Annotated in this window: 18 protein-coding genes and 2 pseudogenes; 11 read left to right on the top strand and 9 right to left on the bottom strand. The window is 42.4% G+C overall.

The annotated features are described in order from the left end of the window. Positions 1–19 precede the first annotated feature (19 nt). Complete coding sequence (locus DFP79_RS05750) at positions 20–628, bottom strand: flavin reductase family protein (RefSeq protein ID WP_133502986.1); 609 nt, start codon at positions 626–628, stop codon at positions 20–22. Positions 629–1237: 609 nt separating this feature from the next. Between DFP79_RS05750 and DFP79_RS05755 the strand changes: the two genes are divergently transcribed. From DFP79_RS05755 to DFP79_RS05765, 3 genes are all read left to right on the top strand, one after another. Continuing rightward, the gene (locus DFP79_RS05755) at positions 1238–3160 is read left to right on the top strand and encodes a PrkA family serine protein kinase (RefSeq protein ID WP_133502987.1); all 1923 of its coding nucleotides are present in this window, start codon (positions 1238–1240) and stop codon (positions 3158–3160) included. 242 nt (positions 3161–3402) lie between these two features. Then, positions 3403–4698, top strand: a complete 1296-nt coding sequence (locus DFP79_RS05760) for a YeaH/YhbH family protein (RefSeq protein ID WP_133502988.1) — start codon at positions 3403–3405, stop codon at positions 4696–4698. Then, positions 4679–6226 (top strand): SpoVR family protein, encoded by a 1548-nt coding sequence (locus tag DFP79_RS05765; protein ID WP_133502989.1) that lies wholly within the window; start codon positions 4679–4681, stop codon positions 6224–6226. Before DFP79_RS05760 ends, DFP79_RS05765 begins: the two co-directional genes overlap by 20 nt. An 82-nt stretch (positions 6227–6308) precedes the next feature. On the opposite strand, the gene DFP79_RS05770 is transcribed toward DFP79_RS05765, so the two are convergent. Then, positions 6309–6488 (bottom strand): hypothetical protein, encoded by a 180-nt coding sequence (locus tag DFP79_RS05770; protein WP_133502990.1) that lies wholly within the window; start codon positions 6486–6488, stop codon positions 6309–6311. Between the two features lie 281 nt (positions 6489–6769). Here DFP79_RS05770 and gcvA point away from each other — a divergent pair, with 281 nt between their 5' ends. Next, positions 6770–7699 (top strand): transcriptional regulator GcvA, encoded by a 930-nt coding sequence (gene gcvA, locus DFP79_RS05775; protein WP_166637651.1) that lies wholly within the window; start codon positions 6770–6772, stop codon positions 7697–7699. Between the two features lie 3 nt (positions 7700–7702). On the opposite strand, the gene DFP79_RS05780 is transcribed toward gcvA, so the two are convergent. The 4 genes from DFP79_RS05780 to leuS all read right to left on the bottom strand — a co-directional run bounded on the left by DFP79_RS05780 (position 7703) and on the right by leuS (position 12636). Continuing rightward, positions 7703–8371, bottom strand: coding sequence for a TIGR02466 family protein (locus DFP79_RS05780; protein WP_133502992.1), 669 nt, complete (start codon positions 8369–8371; stop codon positions 7703–7705). Between the two features lie 123 nt (positions 8372–8494). Then, positions 8495–9526 (bottom strand): DNA polymerase III subunit delta, encoded by a 1032-nt coding sequence (gene holA / locus DFP79_RS05785; protein WP_133502993.1) that lies wholly within the window; start codon positions 9524–9526, stop codon positions 8495–8497. A 33-nt stretch (positions 9527–9559) separates the two neighbouring features. Continuing rightward, on the bottom strand, positions 9560–10096 hold the full coding sequence (locus tag DFP79_RS05790; protein WP_133502994.1) for an LPS-assembly lipoprotein LptE: 537 nt from the start codon (positions 10094–10096) through the stop codon (positions 9560–9562). Between the two features lie 92 nt (positions 10097–10188). Then, entirely contained in the window at positions 10189–12636 is a 2448-nt protein-coding gene (gene leuS, locus DFP79_RS05795; protein WP_133502995.1) for a leucine--tRNA ligase, read from the bottom strand. A gap of 171 nt (positions 12637–12807) precedes the next feature. On the opposite strand from leuS, the gene DFP79_RS05800 reads away from it, so the two are divergent. The 6 genes from DFP79_RS05800 (at position 12808) to DFP79_RS05820 (ending at position 17329) form a co-directional block, all read left to right on the top strand. Further along, positions 12808–13224 carry a hypothetical protein gene (locus tag DFP79_RS05800; protein WP_133502996.1) on the top strand — a complete coding sequence of 139 codons (417 nt, stop codon included), beginning with the start codon at positions 12808–12810 and terminating at the stop codon, positions 13222–13224. A 127-nt stretch (positions 13225–13351) separates the two neighbouring features. Next, positions 13352–13489, top strand: a complete 138-nt coding sequence (locus tag DFP79_RS17875) for a hypothetical protein (RefSeq protein ID WP_166637652.1) — start codon at positions 13352–13354, stop codon at positions 13487–13489. An 86-nt stretch (positions 13490–13575) separates the two neighbouring features. Next, a complete protein-coding gene (locus DFP79_RS05805; RefSeq protein ID WP_133502997.1) occupies positions 13576–13914 on the top strand; it encodes a hypothetical protein in 339 nt (112 codons plus the stop codon). Between the two features lie 429 nt (positions 13915–14343). Continuing rightward, positions 14344–15510 (top strand): RNA ligase RtcB family protein, encoded by a 1167-nt coding sequence (locus tag DFP79_RS05810; RefSeq protein ID WP_133502998.1) that lies wholly within the window; start codon positions 14344–14346, stop codon positions 15508–15510. Continuing rightward, complete coding sequence (prfH, locus tag DFP79_RS05815; protein WP_133502999.1) at positions 15507–16151, top strand: peptide chain release factor H; 645 nt, start codon at positions 15507–15509, stop codon at positions 16149–16151. The genes DFP79_RS05810 and prfH overlap by 4 nt, the downstream gene beginning before the upstream one ends. Positions 16152–16525: 374 nt before the next feature. Beyond that, on the top strand, positions 16526–17329 hold the full coding sequence (locus tag DFP79_RS05820) for a glycosyltransferase family 2 protein (RefSeq protein ID WP_166637653.1): 804 nt from the start codon (positions 16526–16528) through the stop codon (positions 17327–17329). 87 nt (positions 17330–17416) lie between these two features. On the opposite strand, the pseudogene DFP79_RS05825 reads toward DFP79_RS05820, so the two are convergent. Then, a pseudogene (locus DFP79_RS05825) lies at positions 17417–17548 on the bottom strand (transposase); the annotation flags it as partial. A gap of 366 nt (positions 17549–17914) precedes the next feature. Between DFP79_RS05825 and DFP79_RS05830 the strand changes: the two are divergent. Further along, entirely contained in the window at positions 17915–18655 is a 741-nt protein-coding gene (locus DFP79_RS05830; protein ID WP_166637654.1) for a cold-shock protein, read from the top strand. A gap of 203 nt (positions 18656–18858) precedes the next feature. Here the strand turns inward: DFP79_RS05830 and DFP79_RS18045 are convergent. Both DFP79_RS18045 and lnt read right to left on the bottom strand, forming a co-directional pair. Next, positions 18859–19255 (bottom strand): annotated as a pseudogene (locus DFP79_RS18045) (transposase); the annotation flags it as partial. Positions 19256–19259: 4 nt separating this feature from the next. Continuing rightward, positions 19260–20858, bottom strand: a complete 1599-nt coding sequence (gene lnt, locus DFP79_RS05840; protein ID WP_133503002.1) for an apolipoprotein N-acyltransferase — start codon at positions 20856–20858, stop codon at positions 19260–19262.

The raw sequence follows: 20858 nt of genomic DNA on the forward strand, positions 1-20858 counted from the left end.
AATTTCTTTTACAGCTAGGTTATTGTGGGCGTTTTAGTGTTAGAGCGCCTCCAAATTTTGCGTAATCGCTCGCTCCTAATCGACCTAACGGGTTCAACTGATCGGCATCTACGGTTGTTCTTTGTCCCTCTGTTGAAACTATTTCATCATCAATATACAGGGTTTGAATTTCAAGATAGCAGGCCTCAAACCCAGCCTCACCAAATGGGTGAAGCTCATATAACTTACAGTGCATTGCCACTTTAGCTTCTTTTATTCGCGGCAAGGATTTGACAAAAGGTGCTATTGAGACACCTGAGCGCGTTAATTCTGTTTCATTGTAGTTAAGCGTAGCAGCACTTTCGTTCACGGCGTTTGCGTGTTCTAAACTAGGAATATGCAAAACGCATTCCTTTGTTCTTAATAGATTTTTTTTCGTATCTTTTGGTGTGCCTTGCGATTTATTTCCGATGGAAACAACCATCAAAGCGGGATCGGAGTTTAACGCGGCGAAATAAGAGAAAGGAGCAAGGTTAAATGAGCGATCTTCATTTTCCGTTAAAATCCAAGCGATTGGGCGAGGTGTAATGGTTTGAGTCATCAAATGATAACACTGATTGCTATTGAGTTCGTTGAAGTGAAAGTCCACAGCCTACCTCTATTTAATTACCTGTTTGGATTATGTGCTGAGCATGATTAAACTGTTTTTGAATCAATTAATTGTGAAGTAATCACCTAAAAATTAGTACCTATCGAACCACCTAATATTGGCTTAATTTCTACTAAATATGTGCAATTATTGCGAAACAACACATATTGCATCAAAAAAATAAAAATCTCTTAAACGCTTTGTTATCAGCTACTTAATAGCCTATCACCTTGTTTTTGTGAGGGTTTATTTAAAGCCGCTTTAAAGTACTCACCTTGTGAACCCTGAAGATTATGCTAAACCTTTCATATAGGCGAGTTCTTTTCCGTCTCTAAAAAATACGTTATAGAAAAAGGAATCGCGGGATCAACATTGAGGCTATTCTTTTTTCTTGAGGCATAACCGCTTCACAGTGTGAGTCACATTTTTAAGAAATGCTTAGTATCAAGAGTGAACGTGAAAAGGATATTGGTCGTTTAACAAGTTAACAGAGTTTTGTCATATGTAAGGCGTGATCAGGGGCAAGGCACTTGCCGTCCTAATGTTTAGGACCCAGTGCTGCGGCGTTTTGTATCTTTCCTTGCTGCACCTAATTAAGGGGAAGCCGAGATGAGTATATTTGAACATATCCAAGCCCGATTTGATGCTCAAAAAGACGAAGAATTGTCGTTGGATGAGTATTTGAACCTATGTAAAACAGATAAAACGGCTTACGCCTCACCCGCAGAGCGCCTACTAATGGCCATAGGAGAAGCGGAAGTCATCGATACTTCGAAAGATTCTCGATCCAGCCGGATCTTTTCTAACAAATTGATCAAGCGTTATCCAACCTTCGAACACTTTTATGGAATGGAAGACGCTATTGAACGCATCGTTGCGTTTTTAAAACATGCGGCGCAAGGGTTAGAAGAATCCAAACAAGTGCTTTATTTACTTGGGCCAGTGGGTGGGGGGAAATCCTCTCTGGCAGAGAAGCTCAAAGAGCTCATGCAATCAGTGCCATTTTACGCCATCAAAGGTTCGCCTGTCTTTGAATCGCCATTATCTCTTTTTGATGTGAATGAAGATGGGCAAATATTGGAAGAAGATTACGGTATTCCCGGGCGTTATCTAAAAGGCGTGATGTCTCCGTGGGCTTCAAAGCGGCTAAAAGAGTTTAATGGCGATATACAACAGTTCAAAGTCGTTAAAATATACCCTTCCGCGACCAAGCAAGTGGCCATTTCGAAAACAGAACCTGGGGATGAAAACAATCAGGATATTTCTTCCTTGGTGGGTAAAGTCGATATCCGTAAGCTCGAATTCTTTGAACAAAATGACGCGGATGCTTACAGTTATTCTGGCGGTCTTTGTCGCGGTAATCGCGGGATTATGGAATTTGTTGAGATGTTTAAAGCACCTATTAAGGTCTTGCATCCGTTGCTCACCGCCACACAAGAAAGCAATTACAACGGCACAGAAGGTTTAGGCAGTATTCCGTTTGATGGCATTATTTTAGCCCACTCAAATGAGTCCGAGTGGCAAACATTTAAAAACAATAAGACGAACGAAGCCTTTATTGACCGAGTGTATACGGTGAAAGTACCGTATTGCCTCCGTGTTTCTGAGGAAATGAGCATCTATATGAAGTTGCTTGAACACTCATCCTTAGATCACGCGCCTTGTGCTCCAGACACATTAAAAATGCTGGCTCAATTCTCCGTTCTTTCAAGAATGAAAGACCCAGAAAATTCCAGTCTGTATTCGAAAATGCGTATTTACGATGGTGAGTCTCTTAAAGACATCGACCCCAAAGCAAAATCTCTGCAAGAGTATAAAGACGCAGCGGGCGTTGATGAAGGTATGGATGGGCTTTCTACTCGATTCGCGTTTAAGATTTTATCCCGCGTATTCAACTTTGACCCCACCGAAGTGGCCGCTAATCCTGTTCACCTAATGTATGTTTTAGAACAACAAATAGAACAAGAACAATTTGATCAGGATCGCCACGATCGTTATTTGAGAGCGCTTAAAGAGTATATAGCACCTCGCTATGTTGAGTTCATCGGAAAAGAAATACAAACGGCATATTTAGAGTCGTATTCTGAATATGGCCAAAATATCTTTGATCGTTATGTTACTTATGCTGATTTCTGGATTCAGGATCAAGAGTACCGCGACCCCGAAACGGGCGATATTCTGGATCGTTCGTCCATCAACGATGAGTTAGAAAAAATAGAAAAACCGGCTGGCATCAGCAATCCGAAAGACTTCCGTAACGAAGTAGTTAACTTCGTATTGCGTGCTCGCGCTAACAATGCGGGTAAAAACCCAAGTTGGTTAGGCTATGAAAAACTGCGAGTGGTTATCGAACGAAAAATGTTCTCTAACACGGAAGATTTACTTCCTGTTATTTCATTCAGCGCCAAATCTTCGAGCGAAGAAAAAACAAAACACAATGAATTTGTGAAACGAATGGTGGAACGAGGCTACACAGAGAAACAAGTTCGATTGTTATCTGAGTGGTATCTACGGGTTCGTAAATCACAGTAAAAAGTAGAGAAAAGCGTCAAAGTAAATGAACCATCAGCGATTTTAGCGTTAGGGCTAAACAAGCTACAAAGATATGCAGTGCGACGTCGATGAATTAATGCATAGACGATTGCACTGACTCTTTACTAGTTTTATTACTGCTTTCGGCAGGTTTGCGAACAAGGTGTGACGATTAAGCAACATCTTATGCAACCGTTGAAGGCCACACATGGCCGACAAGATGATTATGAGGAGGTGCGTGCATGTCATATATTATCGACCGCCGCCTAAATGGTAAGCACAAGAGTAGTATTAATCGCCAACGTTTCTTACGTCGTTACCGCCAACATATACGAAAAGCCGTTGAGGACGCGGTCAATGAGCGCAGTATCACAGATTTGGATCGCGGTGAAAAAATCACCATTCCTCAAAAAGACATCCACGAGCCAAACTTTGGGCATGGCGAAGGAGGTCGAGGTTCCATCGTTCATCCCGGTAATAAAGAATACATGACAGGAGACCGTATACCAAAACCTCAGGGTGGGGGCAGTGGTTCTGGAAGTGGGCAGGGGAAAGCGGGCAATCAAGGGGAGGGAGAAGACGACTTTGTATTTCAAATCTCACAAGATGAGTTTTTAGACTATGTTTTTGAGGATTTGGCGTTGCCAAATATGCTTCGAAAAGAGCTAAAAGAAGTCAAAGAATACAGCTTGCGTCATGCTGGTATTGTGTCGGAAGGAACGCCGTCGAAACTCAATATTGTTCGTTCAATGCGTAACGCGTACGCACGCCGGATGGTTATGAGCGGTGGTGCGCGTAAAAAACTCCGCGAAGCCGAAGAAGAGAAAGAAAAGTTATTGCTTGAGAGCGAAGGCGATGTAGATCAAGCGCAGTTAGCTTGGTTGGATGAACAAATAAAGTTACTCAAAGAAAAAATCGAAAGAACGCCTTTTTTAGATACCTATGATTTACGCTATAACCATCATGTAAAAGAGCCGAAACCGAGCAGTAAAGCGGTCATGTTCTGCGTGATGGATGTGTCCGGGTCAATGACCCAAGAAACGAAAAACATCGCAAAACGGTTTTTCATTCTTTTATATCTGTTTTTGAATCGGAACTATGAAAAAATCGAAGTAGTTTTTATTCGACACCATACCAGTGCAAAGGAAGTGTCGGAGGAAGAGTTCTTCTATTCTCGTGAAACGGGAGGCACGATTGTTTCAAGTGCGCTGAAATTAATGAATAAAATCATCGATGAGCGTTACTCTCCCGATTCTTGGAACATATATGCGGCGCAAGCCTCAGACGGAGATAACTGGGATGATGATTCGGACATCTGCCGTAAATTGGTGGCGGATGATATTATTCAGAAACTCCAGTTTTTCACCTACATTGAAATTACGCCAAGAGATCATCAAAGTCTTTGGCATGCCTATGATGTCTTGCAAAGCCAATTCCCTGATTACTTCTCAATGAGGCATATCGTTGATGTTGGAGACATTTATCCTGTCTTCCGCGATCTGTTCCAAAGGAGGCTACATGAGTCGAACAAGCAATAGCACGGCAACGAGCACAGCGGATCGAAAGAAAGAGGGTTTTTTGTCTCAAGGTCCCGATTGGTCTTTCGATCTGATACAGCAATATGATGAAGAGATCGGTGCCATCGCCGCTGATTTTGGGCTGGACACTTACCCAAATCAAATTGAAATCATCAGCTCTGAACAGATGATGGATGCGTATGCATCCGTTGGGATGCCGCTAGGCTACAACCATTGGTCTTACGGCAAGCAATTTTTGGAGGTGGAGCAAAACTACAAGCGTGGTCGAATGGGGCTTGCTTATGAGATTGTTATCAACTCATCTCCCTGTATCGCCTACCTAATGGAAGAGAACAACATGATGATGCAGGCATTGGTTATTGCTCATGCGTGTTATGGTCACAACTCTTTCTTTAAGGGAAACTACTTATTTAAAACTTGGACGGATGCGACGGCGATCATTGATTACCTAGTCTTCGCAAAAAAATACGTTCAACAATGTGAAGAAAAGTATGGAATCGAAGAAGTAGAGCTTACTTTGGATTCGTGTCATGCCTTGATGAACTTTGGTGTCGATCGATATAAACGACCGATCCCCCTTTCTATTCAAGAAGAGAAAGCACGTCAAGATGAGCGTGAAAAAGCGCTTCAGCAGCAAGTTAATGATCTTTGGAGAACCATTCCTAATTTCGGAAAAAGCGGCGACGCCAAGCATAAAGAGCGTATTTTTCCGGAAGAGCCTCAAGAAAACTTACTTTATTTCCTAGAAAAAAATGCGCCTTTGCTAAAACCGTGGCAACGAGAGCTGATTCGTATCGTACGCAAAATGGCTCAATATTTTTACCCACAACGCCAGACGCAGGTGATGAATGAAGGCTGGGCATCGTTCTGGCATTACACCTTGATGAATGAGTTGTATAACCGCGGAAAAGTAAATGAAGGCTTTATTCTAGAGTTTTTACAATCGCACACGAATGTCGTGTATCAACCCGAGTTTGATTCGCCTTATTACAGCGGCGTAAACCCATATGCATTGGGCTTTGCAATTTATACGGACATTAAGCGGATGTGTGAAAATCCAACGGACGAAGATCGGCATTGGTTTCCCGATATTGCAGGTGCAGATTGGTTAAAAACGCTCGATTTTGCCATGCGTAACTTCAAAGACGAAAGTTTTATACTGCAGTTTTTATCGCCCAAAGTGATGAGAGATTTTCGATTTTTTGGCATAGAAAATGATGTGCTTGATCCGTTTGTAGAAGTTAAAGAAATACATAATGAAGATGGCTTCCAACGTCTTCGTCAACGTTTGGCTCAGCAATATAACTTAAGCTACCGAGAGCCGAATATTCAAGTCCAGCGCGTTAATATTGATGGTGATCGAAGCGTTGTTCTTCGTCATGTCATGGATAACGACAGACCGCTTAACAAGGATACTGTTGAAGTGATGAGGCACTTTCGTCGTCTATGGGGGTTTGATGTGAGATTGGAATCTTGGAACGCCGAGGGGCAAGTTCAAACCTACGCGTGTGGGAATGAAGAGAGCTAAAACGCATTCGAGTAAAACGGTAACAGCGCCACTATCTATATGGCGCTGTTACCGTTTTACTAATGCTTAAATTCGTTTCAGACTAGCGTCCGAACGTAACCGCTCGGCATATATTTGCGCGTGATAGCCCCATGCCTGATAACTCTAAATCGCTGTATGTTTTAAGCCCTCTGAGAGCGAGCAGGTTTTCTTGACGAGTCGCTAACTTGGCTTTAAGAGAGATAAACCAAGAAGTAAGCGTGGTAAAAGTTGTGCGTGCCATAATTAGCCTCCATAAAACAGTAAAATAAAAAATCAGATAAAACATGAGAACATACGATTGAAGAAAAGGTATTTTCTCTTCGTATTAACAGGCACGAATCAGAAAGTTGTCATTACAGACTGTTCTCGTTTTTATAGAGGCTTTAACTGTGCTTTGGCCTGTTTCTCGATAGAAAAGCGTTGTGGGCTTTCATGTGGCACAGTCTAGTGATAACAGGGCATACCCACCACCGATTTGTTCTAAACATGATCTATAGCTTTGCTAAAGAGAGGTTGATTTACATGGCTGATTACCTTCCCCTTCGAGCGCTCAAAGCATTTGAAGCGACCGCTCGACTGGGCAGTTTTAAAAAAGCGGCGGATGAACTGCACGTCACAACAGGTGCGATAAGCCAACAAGTAAAAACCTTAGAAGACATTTTGGGCGTAAAACTTTTTCATCGACTTCATCACAGTTTAGAGCTTACTGATGCCGCTAAAGCGGGAGTGGGGAAAATTGAATCTGGCTTTGACCAGCTCAGTGATGCAATGCAGTCTATACGGGATTGCGATACGCAAGCAGCATTGAAAGTATGGGTCGCACCTTCTTTTGCTAGCAAATACCTCTTACCAAAACTTAAACACTTTTCTGATCTGTACCCTAAGACGGATTTATCTGTGTTCGCCAGCGATATTATGATTGGTTCAGGAGAATCTGCGGAAATGATCCCTGCTAAACTCTTCCACAAAAAAGACATCGATATTGGCATTTTTTATGGAAGAGGGGAGTTTAAAGACTATCGAGCGGATAAATTGTTTGGAGTAGAAATTGTTCCATTATGCAGTCCAAAGCTCATAAACGATTCATTTGCTCCGCTCCGTAATATTCAAGATATGAGCTACCATAACCTCATACATGACGATACCGCTCATGAAGGAAGGCCTGATTGGAATGGTTGGCTCCGGTTGGCGGGTGTTGACGATATTAATGCGGATCATGGTATTCGTTTTAACCAAGTGTCTTTGGCGTTAGATGCCGCTGCGGATGGTCAGGGAATCGTGCTTGGGGTTAAGCAACTGGCTGAAAAAGAGCTACAAAGTGGGCGACTTGTTATCCCTTTTGGGCCTGAAGTCGCACTGGGTTATTCCTACTATATTGTTAGCCTTAAAGAAACTCAGAATGAACCGAGTATACGAGCGTTTAGAGAATGGCTAACGAATGAGTCTAAGTGAAGCTCAATACAGCTCGGTTATACTATTAAAGGCGATCACAATTCGATCTTTTTTACCAAAGTATGGTAATGCCGAGTGTTTAAGGTAGGAAGGAAAAAGCACGACTTGCCCAGACTGAGGCGTAATGTCCCACACACCGTGGCCACCGATATATGCGGTCGCAGGGTCGCCATAATGATCTGCGTTAATTCGTGGATCATAGAAACGGTTTTTTCCACCGATGCTTTTAGTGTTGTCCGTATCTGTTGCATCTCCAGGGTCGAGGTAATAAATACCACACCATGAGCAGTTTGGGTGGGAATGCATATCGTGATAGCCACCATTTTGGGTCACGTGATACCAAGACTCTATAATATGGCTTTCTGCTTCTGCACCTTCTGGCCAAAATTTCTGATTTAAATCGGTTACCACTTCCAAAATGGCTTCTTCTAAAAGTCGGCGTAGTTCCATAATCGCCGGCTCTTCATGGTCTAAATAATCAAACGTGCTTTCGCTTAAATTATGCTTGGCTGTTTCAGCAACTAAGCTGTCTATAGGCTGGTTCTGCGCAGTTTGCATTTGTCGAATATGGGCGACAAGGTCGTCTTTTAAGAACTCATGGTCTGGTAATTTGAAAGAAAACAATGGAGTAGACCAAATATCTTGAGCGTCTATCTGTGAGTTATTTGACATGAGTTGTTCGAACCCTTTAATAACAGGAAAATAATGCGAAGGATGATAGCGGTAATTATCGAAAAGTTCAGCAAGATTCCATTCTTTTAGATTGCTTTGAAATGCTGTGCTTTTCGATGTTTTTTAGTGTGGGAGGTCGAGCTCCGTCATAGCGGGTTTTTGTCCGCAAAACATCAACACCATATTTCGGAGTCCGATGTCTAACGAGGGACCTTCTAAGCCTTTTATCGTTTGATCTAAAAGGGCAAGGTAGTTTTGCATATAGGGTAAGGTTGTCGAATTGTGACGAGCGTAAGCACGTTCATAAAGAGGGATACGTTTATCCCAGATCTTTAAACTGCGGCACGCTGAACGAAAGTCGGAAGTCCGCGACGCATTGTAAAGGTCAACCAGTGTTTGAACTTCTCGATTTAAAAGCCAAAGCAAAATAGTCGGTTCGACACCTTCAGCGACAAGCTGATGGAGGCAGTGTAATGCTTCTTTGATTTTTCCTGTTAATAGTCGATCACTTAAATCATAGATACTATAACGACTGCTATCAGTAACGGAGTTCGCAACTGTTTCTAGGTCTATTTGTGCGCTTTCGCCGTGGCTTAATACAAGTTTTTCTAACTCTTGTGATATCGCCAATAAGTTGCCTTCACCGCGCTCACAAATCAGCGCTGCGGCATCACGGCTCACGGTTAAGCTAAATTTTTTGGCCCGTTGTTGTACCCAATTCAATAACTTATTTGCATCTATTGGCCAAATTTGTACGAAGACGCCATGTGATTCTAACTGGCTAAACCATTTGGCTTTTTGCGTTCTTGCGTCCACTTTCGGAAAACTTAGAAGAATGACATTGTCATCGGAAAGAGATTGCCCAAGCTGAGCAAGGGCTTTAGAGTGCTTTTCGCCTAACTTATCGATCTGAATATCGAACAGTCGGCGACTAGAAAACAAAGACAGCGCTTGGGATTCGTTGATTACATCTTGCCAGTCAAGCTGCGCATCAGCAACAAAGCGCAGCCTTTCTTCTATGCCTTGATCCTTAGCTGCTTTTCTGACACTGTCTGCTGCCTCTTGGCAGAGTAGCGTCTCATCGCCAGAAACGATGTAAATAGGCGCAAGTCCTTTGGCCAGTTGTTGATCCAGTTGGTCTGGTCTAACTTTCAAAAGTTGATACTCTCTTCGTCTTTCATTAACTTTTTACAGAGGTGCATAGGCTAAATCGTAGACAAGTTGTTTTGCCAACTGCTTACTGAGTCGTTCCATCTCTTGTATGTTGTACGCGGATTTGGTGCTTTCTTCCGCATCTTGATTGGTAAGGACAGAAGTGGTTTCGATGTTCCTCGGCCCATAAAGAGATTGTCCGCTCTCATCACGAATGAAATAGCTGGAGGAGACAGTACGCTGAATCTGAGTAACGTCGTTTGTTGTGCTATCGCGCGCCAGTACGGTATCTGATGACACCAACGTATTCACTTTTAATTCGAGAATGCCTTTAAGGTCAACGCTCGTATCCTCTTTAGATACAAGTGTTACGCCTGCTTTGGCAAGTTCGGATCTTAAGGTTCGGTCAAAGCTAGCCGAACTACTTTGAGTGATAAGAATCAGAGTTTTAACCCTTTCAGGTAGTGGCGTTTGCCCACGAAGATGAAAGCCGCATGCAGACAAAGAAAGTGCGATAAATGCGATCAGTAGTGTGAACTTACCGTCCATTGAAAGCCAATGAAATGATCTCAAACTAAAACTCCAATTAATAACAAGTTGAACCCTGTGTAACAAATAAAGGGTAGCGTAAACTACCCTTTATAATTACTTATTTAACATTGAGCTTAATTCGCAACGATGTTAACTAATCGGCCTGGAACAACGATTACTTTACGTACCGTTTTTCCTTCGATGAACTTTTGAACGTTCGGATTAGCCAGTGCCAGCGCCTCAATCTCTTTATTATCTGCTTTTGCAGACACGAGAATTTCAGCACGCTTTTTGCCTAATACTTGAACAACAATAGTCAGCTCATCTTTTACAAGAGCGGCTTCATCCACCGTTGGCCATGTTGCATCTACCACGTTGCCTTCATGACCGAACTTACCCCATAACTCATGCGCAACGTGCGGAACAATAGGAGAAAGCAATAGAATAGCCGCTTCTAAAGCTTCGCGTTCAACGGCTAGACCTTGTTCAGAGCGGTCTTCAAATTTACTGATTTCGTTGCACAATTCCATTACTGCAGCAATGGCAGTGTTGAATGTTTGGCGACGCTCAATATCATCGCTGACCTTAGCAATCGTTTCATGTGTTTTGCGACGAAGTGCTTTTTGTTCACCGGACAAGGCATCGACGTCCAGCGCTACTTTATCGCCAGCGTTTAAATGCTGATAAGACAAAGACCATAAACGACGTAAGAAACGAGATGCGCCATCCACACCTTTGTCATTCCATTCCAGTGATTGTTCTGGCGGAGCGGTAAACATCATGAACAGGCGAACTGTATCTGCACCGTATTGCTCAATCATTTCCTGTGGGTCAACCGTGTTGCCCTTAGATTTCGACATCTTAGAACCGTCTTTGTTCACCATGCCTTGTGTTAATAGGCGTTTAAATGGCTCATCCGACGTTACTAGGCCTGCATCGCGAAGCAGCTTGTGGAAGAAGCGTGCGTACAACAAATGCAAGATCGCGTGTTCTACACCGCCAATGTATTGGTCAACAGGAAGCCAGTAGTTTGCTTCCTCCGTCAACATTGCATCGTCTGCTTCTGGACAGCAGTAGCGAGCGAAATACCAAGATGACTCCATAAAGGTATCAAACGTATCTGTTTCACGTTCAGCGGCAACACCGTTGTAAGTGGTTGCAGAGAAGTCAGGGTTATTCTTGATCGGTGAATTAACGCCATCCATAACCACGTCAGTCGGCAGTATGACTGGTAGTTGATCGATTGGTGTCGTTACAACCGTGCCGTCTTCAAGGTTGATCGTCGGGATTGGCGTTCCCCAGTAACGTTGACGGCTCACACCCCAGTCACGTAGACGGTAGTTTACCTTTTTCTCACCGATGCCCTTGTCAGTCATCCAAGCGCAGATTGCGTCAAATGCAGCTTTGAAATCCAAACCATCGAACTCACCAGAGTTGCATAACAGGCCTTTCTCTGTGAAAGCTTCTTTGGTTAGATCGATTTCTTGATCGCCCGCTGGTGCAACGACTTGTTTAATAGGTAGGTTATACTGCTGCGCAAACTCAAAATCGCGTTGATCGTGTGCGGGAACAGACATTACTGCGCCAGAACCGTATTCCATCAAAACAAAGTTTGCTGCAAATACAGGAACGGACTCACCGGTAATGGGATGAATGGCTTTAAAGCCAGTGTCCATGCCTTTCTTCTCAACCGTTGCTAAATCTGCTTCGGTAGTCGACGTGTTCTTGCTCTCGTCAATAAATTCAGACAGTGCTGAGTTTGTTTCAGCGGCTTCAAGAGCAAGCGGGTGAGTGGCAGCGACTGCAACGTAAGTCACACCCATTAATGTGTCTGGGCGAGTAGTGTATACAGACAAACGTTCTTCTTTGCCTTCAACAGCGAAGCTGAACTCTAGGCCTTCAGAGCGACCGATCCAGTTACGTTGCATCGCTTTTACTTTGTCAGGCCAGCCGTCTAACTGATCCAGATCGTTTAGAAGCTCTTCTGCATAATCGGTGATTTTAATAAACCACTGTGGGATCTCTTTACGCACTACTGGTGCGCCAGAACGCCAACCGCATCCATCGATCACTTGCTCGTTTGCCAATACCGTTTGATCGACAGGATCCCAGTTAACGGCAGATGTCTTTTTATACGCTAAGCCTTTTTCAACCAATTGAGTGAAGAACCACTGTTCCCATTTGTAATATTCAGGGGTACAAGTCGCAACTTCACGATCCCAATCATAACCGAAACCAAGTTGTTTCAGCTGGCCTTTCATGTAGGCAATGTTTTCAGTTGTCCATTTTGCTGGCGCGGTTTTGTTTTTGATCGCGGCGTTTTCAGCAGGCATACCAAACGCATCCCAACCCATTGGTTGAAGTACGTTTTTACCCAGCATACGTTGGTAGCGAGAAATAACATCGCCAATAGTGTAGTTACGAACGTGTCCCATGTGCAGTCGGCCGCTTGGGTACGGAAACATAGATAGGCAGTAGTATTTTTCTTTAGTCGTGTCTGCCACGGCTTTAAATACTTTGTTTTCATCCCAAAAGGTTTGCGCAGCTTGTTCAATCTGCTGCGGATTGTATTGCTCTTGCATGTTTGATTGCACTCTTTATAAGCGTTAGGTCAGTTTGTGATCCAAAAAAGCATCAAAACATGATGCAAATTAGAAAAAGATTAAACAAGCCGACAGAATCGAAAAATATTCGCTATTTTATATAGATGCGCGCCTGATTAGAAGGCGCATTGTTGAGGAGTTGCCAAAACTATGAAAAAAGATCCCATTAATAGTCAAAATCAACTCGATTTGATCGAAGAAACCCATCGCACTATAGAAGGAGCGGCCAATTGGTTGTTAGAAGACGTATCGCTTTTAAAAGCCTATTGGCATGATAAGTTTGCATACACGGAAGCATGGGTCGACGCTAACTGGCATTTACTCACCGAGGAAGGAGGAGATCTGGTTAAATCGCTCGATGAAAAAGAAGATGTCGCCTTGTTATGGCTGCTTAATAATGTAAACAACAACCCTGTACCACTTGAAAAGTGCAGTGTTACAACGACTGAAGTAAAAGCAGGGCGTTATATTTGCATGTCGTGCGGCCATGAAAATACGCATACAGGCGGAGCGTTAGAAACCTGTGAGGTGTGCCATTACGGGTTAATGTACTATCAAGGCGAGTAGTTGTTCGCCCTGATAGTACTCAGCTTCTTTTAAATAGCGATTTCTTATTAAGGTGTTTTGTTTTTAATATTTAATCTATGAGGTGTTCTCCACTATCCTGTCTTTATATCGATAGAGGAGAACGTTTATGAAATACCTAGAGCTTTTAATCGACACATTAGGCAAAAGCGCCGCATACGAACAAAGTTTAGAGCAAGACGAAGATTGGACAGGCTGGGACGCGTGGTTGCATGTTGAATCTACAGACAGAAGTTGTATTAGTTGAATTGTCAGGTTGAGTCGAGACGAATACAGCTAAAACGTTATTAGCGTATTTCGAATAGATTACGTTATGCGGAAGGCATTCGAAATGTGTTTGCATTATCTGAGAAAGCGTTACCTATCGAGGCGAATTTACAAGACTCTAGAGTTCGGCGTTCACTTACTTCTATAAAAAATCGTTTAGTGAGTCATACACAAGTTGTTGCGCGACTCACTGAAGGCGCAGTGAGTGAAAAGTGCGGCGTAGTACATACTCTTTTCAGACCACTATCTGAACCGAGTATAGAGGGAATACCTGTGCTTTCTAAGCGAGTCGTATTGGTGTTTTTTCTTGTATCTACGTCTTTTTCCATCTTTGTTGGACTCATGGTATTTATTTTTTCTGTTATGTCGAAAAAGAGTAGGTTGGCAGGTCGGAGAACGGCTTAATTCGGATATATAGGGTATCTGTTACGAAGGGCTGAGTTAGTACTTCTGAGGCTGCTATATAATGGCTGCCTCATCTAATCGTCATATTGTAAGTTGTTTATATACGCCATTAAAAGTCTTATTAGAGGCAGGACGTACCCATGGTACTGGCCACCATACTATTAAATTTCAATTAAGTGAGGACTGATGCGAGATTTTATACAAGTATTGTGTTTTGCTTTTCATTTGATTATTATATTTCCCTCAATTTATTGTCTATATACTAACTGTAAAGGAGTGAAAATCATGAAACACACATTATTACCCTTTGCAGGTCTTATTTTCTAAGTAATAGAAAGTCCTTCCTTTTTTATGGCTTTTTAAGCTACTTCTTTCAATTGACCTGCCAATACGTTTTCGTTTTATATCCTATATAAAGGAATTGGCATTATGGGCAAGTCCGTCCAAAAAATAACAGAAAAAGTAAGCCTTATCACATCCGCAGATACGTGGATTGAAGATAAGGCGATGCAACAATTAATAAAAACCTCTGAATTAATCGATATGCTTCGTGTCGCTGGTATGCCCGATTTACACCCTGGTAGAGGTTATCCAATCGGTGCCGCATTTTTCACGGCAAACAGAATTTATCCGGCACTGGTAGGTAGTGATATCGGTTGTGGTATCTCGTTTTGGCAAACATCCGCCCAAGTATCTAAAGTAAACCTAGACAAGTTTGCAAAGAAATTTGCAAACATTGAAGCACCGTTAGATAAAAGTTGGCTGTCAACCATTGAGAATAGGAAACGTGATAAAGAAATTAGTATGAGCCTTTATGATCGTGCCTTAGGTACGATTGGCGGAGGTAATCACTTCGCTGAATTTCAGGTTATCGACGAGGTATATGATCAAGCGGTTATTGATCTGCTCGGGTTAAATAAACGGCATTTACAATTGCTTGTCCATTCTGGATCACGCGGATTCGGTCAATCAATTCTATTGGAGCATATAACTCAGCATAACCATGTTGGTGTATGCGCCGATGATATTGGCTTTAATAGTTACATGGTCAGGCACGATGAAGCTGTGCGTTGGGCAGAACTAAATCGAGAGTTAATTGCACAACGCTTTTTAGCGGCGATTCGCGCACAAGGCCATTGTGTTTTAGATGTAAATCATAACTTAGTGTGCGCCAAAAGCATTAACGGTATATCGGGTTGGCTACATCGCAAAGGTGCTACGCCAAATGACAGTAGTTGTGTTGTTATCCCAGGCTCTCGTGGAGACTTTAGTTACCTAGTAAAGCCACTCGATACGAAACCTGATAACTTAGAGGAAAGTTTATATTCTTTGGCTCATGGTGCGGGCAGAAAATGGAAGCGAGGAGACTGTCAAAGTCGACTTAGTCATAAATATAAACGTGAAGATCTTTATCGCACAGCGCTCGGGAGCCGTGTTATATGCGGCAATAAAGAGCTTTTGTACGACGAGGCACCGCAGGCCTATAAGAAATGTGAAACTGTTATTAGTGATATGGTGGACGCAGGGCTCATTTGTGTTGTTGCTAGATTACGCCCGATTTTAACGTTTAAGACTCACGGAGGCTGTTCATCATGATATTGCTGCAACTGTCTGCTGGTCAAGGCCCAATTGAATGCTGTAAAGCAGTAAGCCTTGCGTTAAAAGAGTTAGAAAAAAAATCGATAGCACAAGGTATTAGGTTCACTCTTGTTGAAGCGATTAACGCTAATGAAAACAACTGTTTGAAGTCGGCGTTAGTGCAGCTGGACTCTGCTGATCACGAGAAAGCTAAGCATCTCGCTACCTCATGGCAAGGTGCTATGCTATGGGTTTGCCAAAGCATGTACAGACCCAAACACAAACGTAAAAACTGGTTTTTTAGTGGCCAAATGTATGAGGTGAACGAGGCGAAGTTAAGTAACAGTATAACCTTTCAAGCCTGCAGGGCGTCAGGTGCGGGAGGGCAGCATGTTAATACAACGGACTCGGCGATCCGAGCAATCCATGTTGAAACGGGCATTTCAGTGCGTGTTGAGAGCCAAAGGAGCCAACATGCAAATAAACGTTTAGCCTTGGCTTTATTGTTCCAAAAGCTCGAGCTCTCAAAACAAGAGAAAATGACGCAGCAAGAAAAAGCTCGCTGGCAACAGCATTGGGAACTGGTTCGTGGTAATCCAGTGAAAACCTTCAAAGGTGAAAAGTTCACTTTATTGGTCGAGAGCGATAGAAGCCTTTAGGAATATGTAGGCACAATAAGGGTAAGAAAATGGCTTATTTAATCTACTAAATACGGCGACCGTTTCTGATGATTCAACAGGTTATGTCTTTAGGGGGGCAAATGAGCGAAAGCTTATGTAACATACATTGTATGACCTGCTTGAGTAGGTGTGTGGATTCGTTATGAAAATATTGAAGAGTCTGGTATCGTTTCTCTTCGGTAAACGGCTTGTAACTCGTGATCAATACTTCTTTTTGACTACATCATAGAAAGAGGGCAACGAAATAGTGCTTGTCTTCTTGTGACCTGCTCAATCATGAGTGTTATGCCAATTTTATGAACTCCCGTCTACCTAAATATGCTTAGTAGCGCTCAGTAAAAATGGAAAACGAAATGATCAGTATAATTACTGCAATACATAATCAAATAGATATGAACAAAATATTTTTTGAGTATCTTAAAAAAAATACAAAAAATGAATTCGAATTAATCATTATCGACAATAAATCAACTGACAAAAGTGCTGATTTTTTTGAGAAAAATAATGCTAAAGTTATTAGAAATGACGCTAATTACTCATATCCATACTCTCAAAATCAAGGGATTTCTGCTTCTTCAGGAGAGTATCTGTTCTTTCTTAATAATGACATCGTTGTAGGAAAGGATTGGGATGAGGTACTAATTCAGAGTATGGAAAAAAATGAATTAGAAGTGGTAACAAGCTGTGGAGTAGAAAAAGTCGAAACTGAAACCCAAACTAAAAAATTAAAAAGAAGGTGGAAGAGAATAAAAAATATTCTCTCGTTATTCGGTACGCATGAAAAGAACTTAAGACGCATGCATAAAATAATGTATAAAAACTGGGATCACTTTATTAGCGAGCGTAAAACTAATTTTAAGGGTAAGGTTATTGAAGGGTTTGTAGGGAATACTGTTGTGATTAAAAAAACGGCACTTGATAAAATTGGTTTATGGGATGAACGAATTCAAGGGGGCGATTTTGATTTGTCAATGAGAGTTAAGAAGCGGAGCATTGAAGTTGGGGATATCAAGCCTATTCATATTGCATTGGATGCCTTTAATCACCACTATATTCGGTTGACCATTAAAACGAAATTTCCTCCCTTTAAAGATAAAGAAAATCTAATTAGCTTAGAAGAAAAGTGGGGGGAAGAAAATATAGCTAAATACCTTTAAACTGTATTTTCTGTATTCATTGGGCCCCGATATGTCAGATCTTCTGATCTGACATAAGTCTACCTAGTACTTTGGGGATACCTAGTCACGACGATGCTCGAAGTCTTTGCCTGTTACAGCATCTTTTCCGCAAAGAAAGGCGCGGCGAACACAGCGAGAAATGCAGTGGTAATAGGGAGTATCAGATAAACTGATTTGTTGGCTTCTTGGTCTTGGCATGCGGAAATTCCTTTTCCTTTAGTTTGTTATGCTAGGTTAGCGAGATAACGGATTGGGGTTAATAAAGAAGCGCGTGTCCATTATTGATCGTGTAAGTAAAAAATCAAAAGTGTCTAGTAAATAAACAATACTGTATGTTTGTACGGTATTGTTTGAACGCTTGATGGAAGTGATTTATTTCTATTAGGTCGAGAACAAATGTATTTTTGCAAGCGAATTTATCGCCAGCTTTCAATCTATAGTTCAATTTTGCGTTCTAAAAGGACTGAAATCTGGTACTTTATTATCTGAACTTAGGCCTGTCGGCGGAGAAAAGCGCGAGGCAGCTTTAGAGGTTATATTGACCCATCGAAGGATTTCGTTGTTTTGAAAGGAAGAGTTAAAACGTTTTTACCCGAGAAAGGGTACGGTTTCATTAAGGGAGATGATTCAAAGGATTATTTTTTTCATAAGAGCTCTCTCTCAAACCTAAGTGATGAACGAAATATATGTGAAGAAGTGTTTGTCACGTTTGAGCAGTTCGCAACTGCGAAGGGATATCAAGCAAGAAGTATTAAAATAGTTAAAGCCGAAGACGTTACAACTTACATTGCTCCAAATAAATTTTTGTACTCCAAATCTTTTTCAGTCAAAGGCTGGGAAGTTCTTGAAACCTCTTGCTGGAAGGTTATTGGAGCTTCAAGAAATTCACCTGAGGAAGCGAGGAAAATTGCTTTAGTGAGAGCCCGCAACTTAGGTGCGTCTGGGATGGTTGAGTTTGAATACTTCAAAACCAAAGGGTCTGAGCCAGGAACAGGTAAAGGCACTTATTATTTTACAGTGCATAACTATCGTGGAAGACCTGCAATGTTAGTTAAGAAAAATGCAAGCAGCACTCTTCGAAAATCATCATTTATTGGATTAAATGATAAGGTTAGGTCTGAAAAAATCAGATTGAGATCCTTAACAGAACAGAGTAAGGCTCAGGCAAGAAGAAAGTGGAAAAAGTTATTTTTGTGTTCTCTATTAGTAGGTTTTATCTACTACCCTGCTGCCTTTGTATTACTTTTCTTAGGGCTATTTATTATTCGGTCAGAAGATTATGATTCTTGGCTGATATCTGCATAAACACAGGGGCAGAATATTATAGGTCAATTCACGTAATGTCTACAGCGTACATTATTTCGATCTATCAAGGGAGCCTGCGAATAACTTAGTCTATTAGTCGCTCAGCGTTGATATTATACATGTGCGCTCTATAAATATAAATCCCGAGCGCTTTTAACGCCATTTGGGGATTTTTACTCCCATTTTTTGGGACGCTAGACGGACTAACCCCGTGCAGATCGTATCATTTGGTTGACTCGCAGTAAGTTTCCAAGCGCGAATAAGAGAGCAAGTTTATTGTCATTCTTCGATAAGCCTTTGTAGACGACTTTTCGGAAGCCAAACTGGCATTTAGTATACTAAACAGGTGCTCGACTTTAGCTATGATGCTGGCCTTTAAATACTCTGCTCGGATTGGGTTTTTATTTATACGAGGACATTTCTTCTAGGCACGTGTCTTAAAGGGAATTTCAGCAATCAATCCCGTTTTTTAGTTTTATTTTCTTGTCGCTTTTCTGCGCCTCTATTACCGGAGTCTACCGAGATAAAAGGCTCTTCACCATGTACAAGTTTAGGTGGCGGTATGAGGTCGTGTACATTGGCCGACGTCGTCGTAAAACTCCGCTTATTGTAAATCTCTAATTGTTTGTTGAACCAAGAGCTTTCTATCCAAGTAAACCGTCCCCATTCCCAAAACAATCAAGATCAAAATCAACCCATAAAGAGGTAAGTTGCCGTATCTAACATAAGGTGTAACGCCGCTTGTGGTGTGTATTTCACCTTCCAGCGTGGCTCTTACAAACTGAGGTAATGCGCCTTTGACGTTGCCGTTATAATCAATGATGGCGGTAACGCCAGTGTTGGTGGCGCGAAGTACGGGTCTGCCTGTTTCTTTTGCACGAAACTCTGCGATCTGTAGGTGTTGCCACGGGCCAATGGAGTCACCGAACCAGCCGTCGTTGCTGATGGTAATGAGTAAGTCGCTGTCTCTTACCATTTTTCGAACCAGTTCAGGGTAGACAATTTCGTAACATACAAAAGGTGCTACGCCGAGCTCGCCTGCTTGAAGAACTGGTTGGTTGGGCTCGCCTAAACTGAATTCGGACATTGGCATGCCAAAGATGTCGAGTATCGCCCCGACCCATTCGCTAAAGGGAATGTATTCGCCGAAGGGAACGAGGCGCTGCTTATTATATAAACCGAAACCGTTTCCTGTTGCCCAGACGGAGTTGTAAAAGGTTTGCTTTTCTTTATTCCAAACGGGAACGCCGGTGATTAATGTTGTATTACTTTGTGCGAGTTCGTCGGAGAAGCTTTTTAAGTGCGGCTCTACTTGGCTGAGTAGGTAAGTTATCGCTGTTTCAGGCCAGATAACGAGATCCGCATCCAGATGATTGATGGTGGCTTGTTGATAGTAGGCCAGTGTAGGCCCTGCTTGATCGGCTAGCCATTTTTCATCCTGAGATAGGTTGCCCTGAATTAATGAGACTTTGAGTGTTTCTTTTTCTTCGACGTATTGAGGCGAGGTGGCGTTGAGCCATGCGCTTGTTCCCCAGAGTGCAAACAGTGTTAAACCCAGGGTGATGTTGCTGAATCGTTTTTCCCATAGAGCGCAGGCTAACCAATGCGCGCTGAAAAGGATAACGAAGCTGGTCAGCCAGATGCCTCCGATAGGCAATAGCTCGAACAGCCAAGTACCTTGAATTGCGTAGCCTGGAAGTAACCAAGGGAAGCCTGTAAACAAGGTAGATCGTAGCGCTTCGAATGCAAGCAGTGAAAGGCTGGTGATTAGCGAAAGCGGTAAGTGTTTGTATTTTTTGAGAATGTGCCAACTGACCCAGCCAGCTAACCCCCAATACAGTGCCATTACGGCGACAAAACCAAAGGTGATTGCAATTGCGATAGCAAGGTTTACTTGCCCAAAGTTAGCAATACTGACGTAAACCCAAGATATTCCCGCGCCAAAGAAACCTAAACCTAAACAAAGCCCGCGATAGAGGGCTTTTTTTGCAGTTTGGGTGTTTAATATAGCAAGGGGAAACGCTACCGCTGTAATGAGGTAAGCAGGCCAAATTTCAAATGGATCAAACGCCAGCACTCCCAGTGCGCCGCTCAGTATAAGCAAGGCAATAACTAGGTATTCGTTTGTGTTGATTTGGCTTGCTAGGCGGCGACACCACCCTAAGCTGTTGTCGTTAACTTGGGCAGTGTTTGTGGCTTGCAT

Origin of the sequence: Marinomonas balearica, assembly GCF_004362145.1 — a bacterium.
In the GTDB taxonomy this organism is placed as follows: Bacteria; Pseudomonadota; Gammaproteobacteria; order Pseudomonadales; family Marinomonadaceae; genus Marinomonas; species Marinomonas balearica.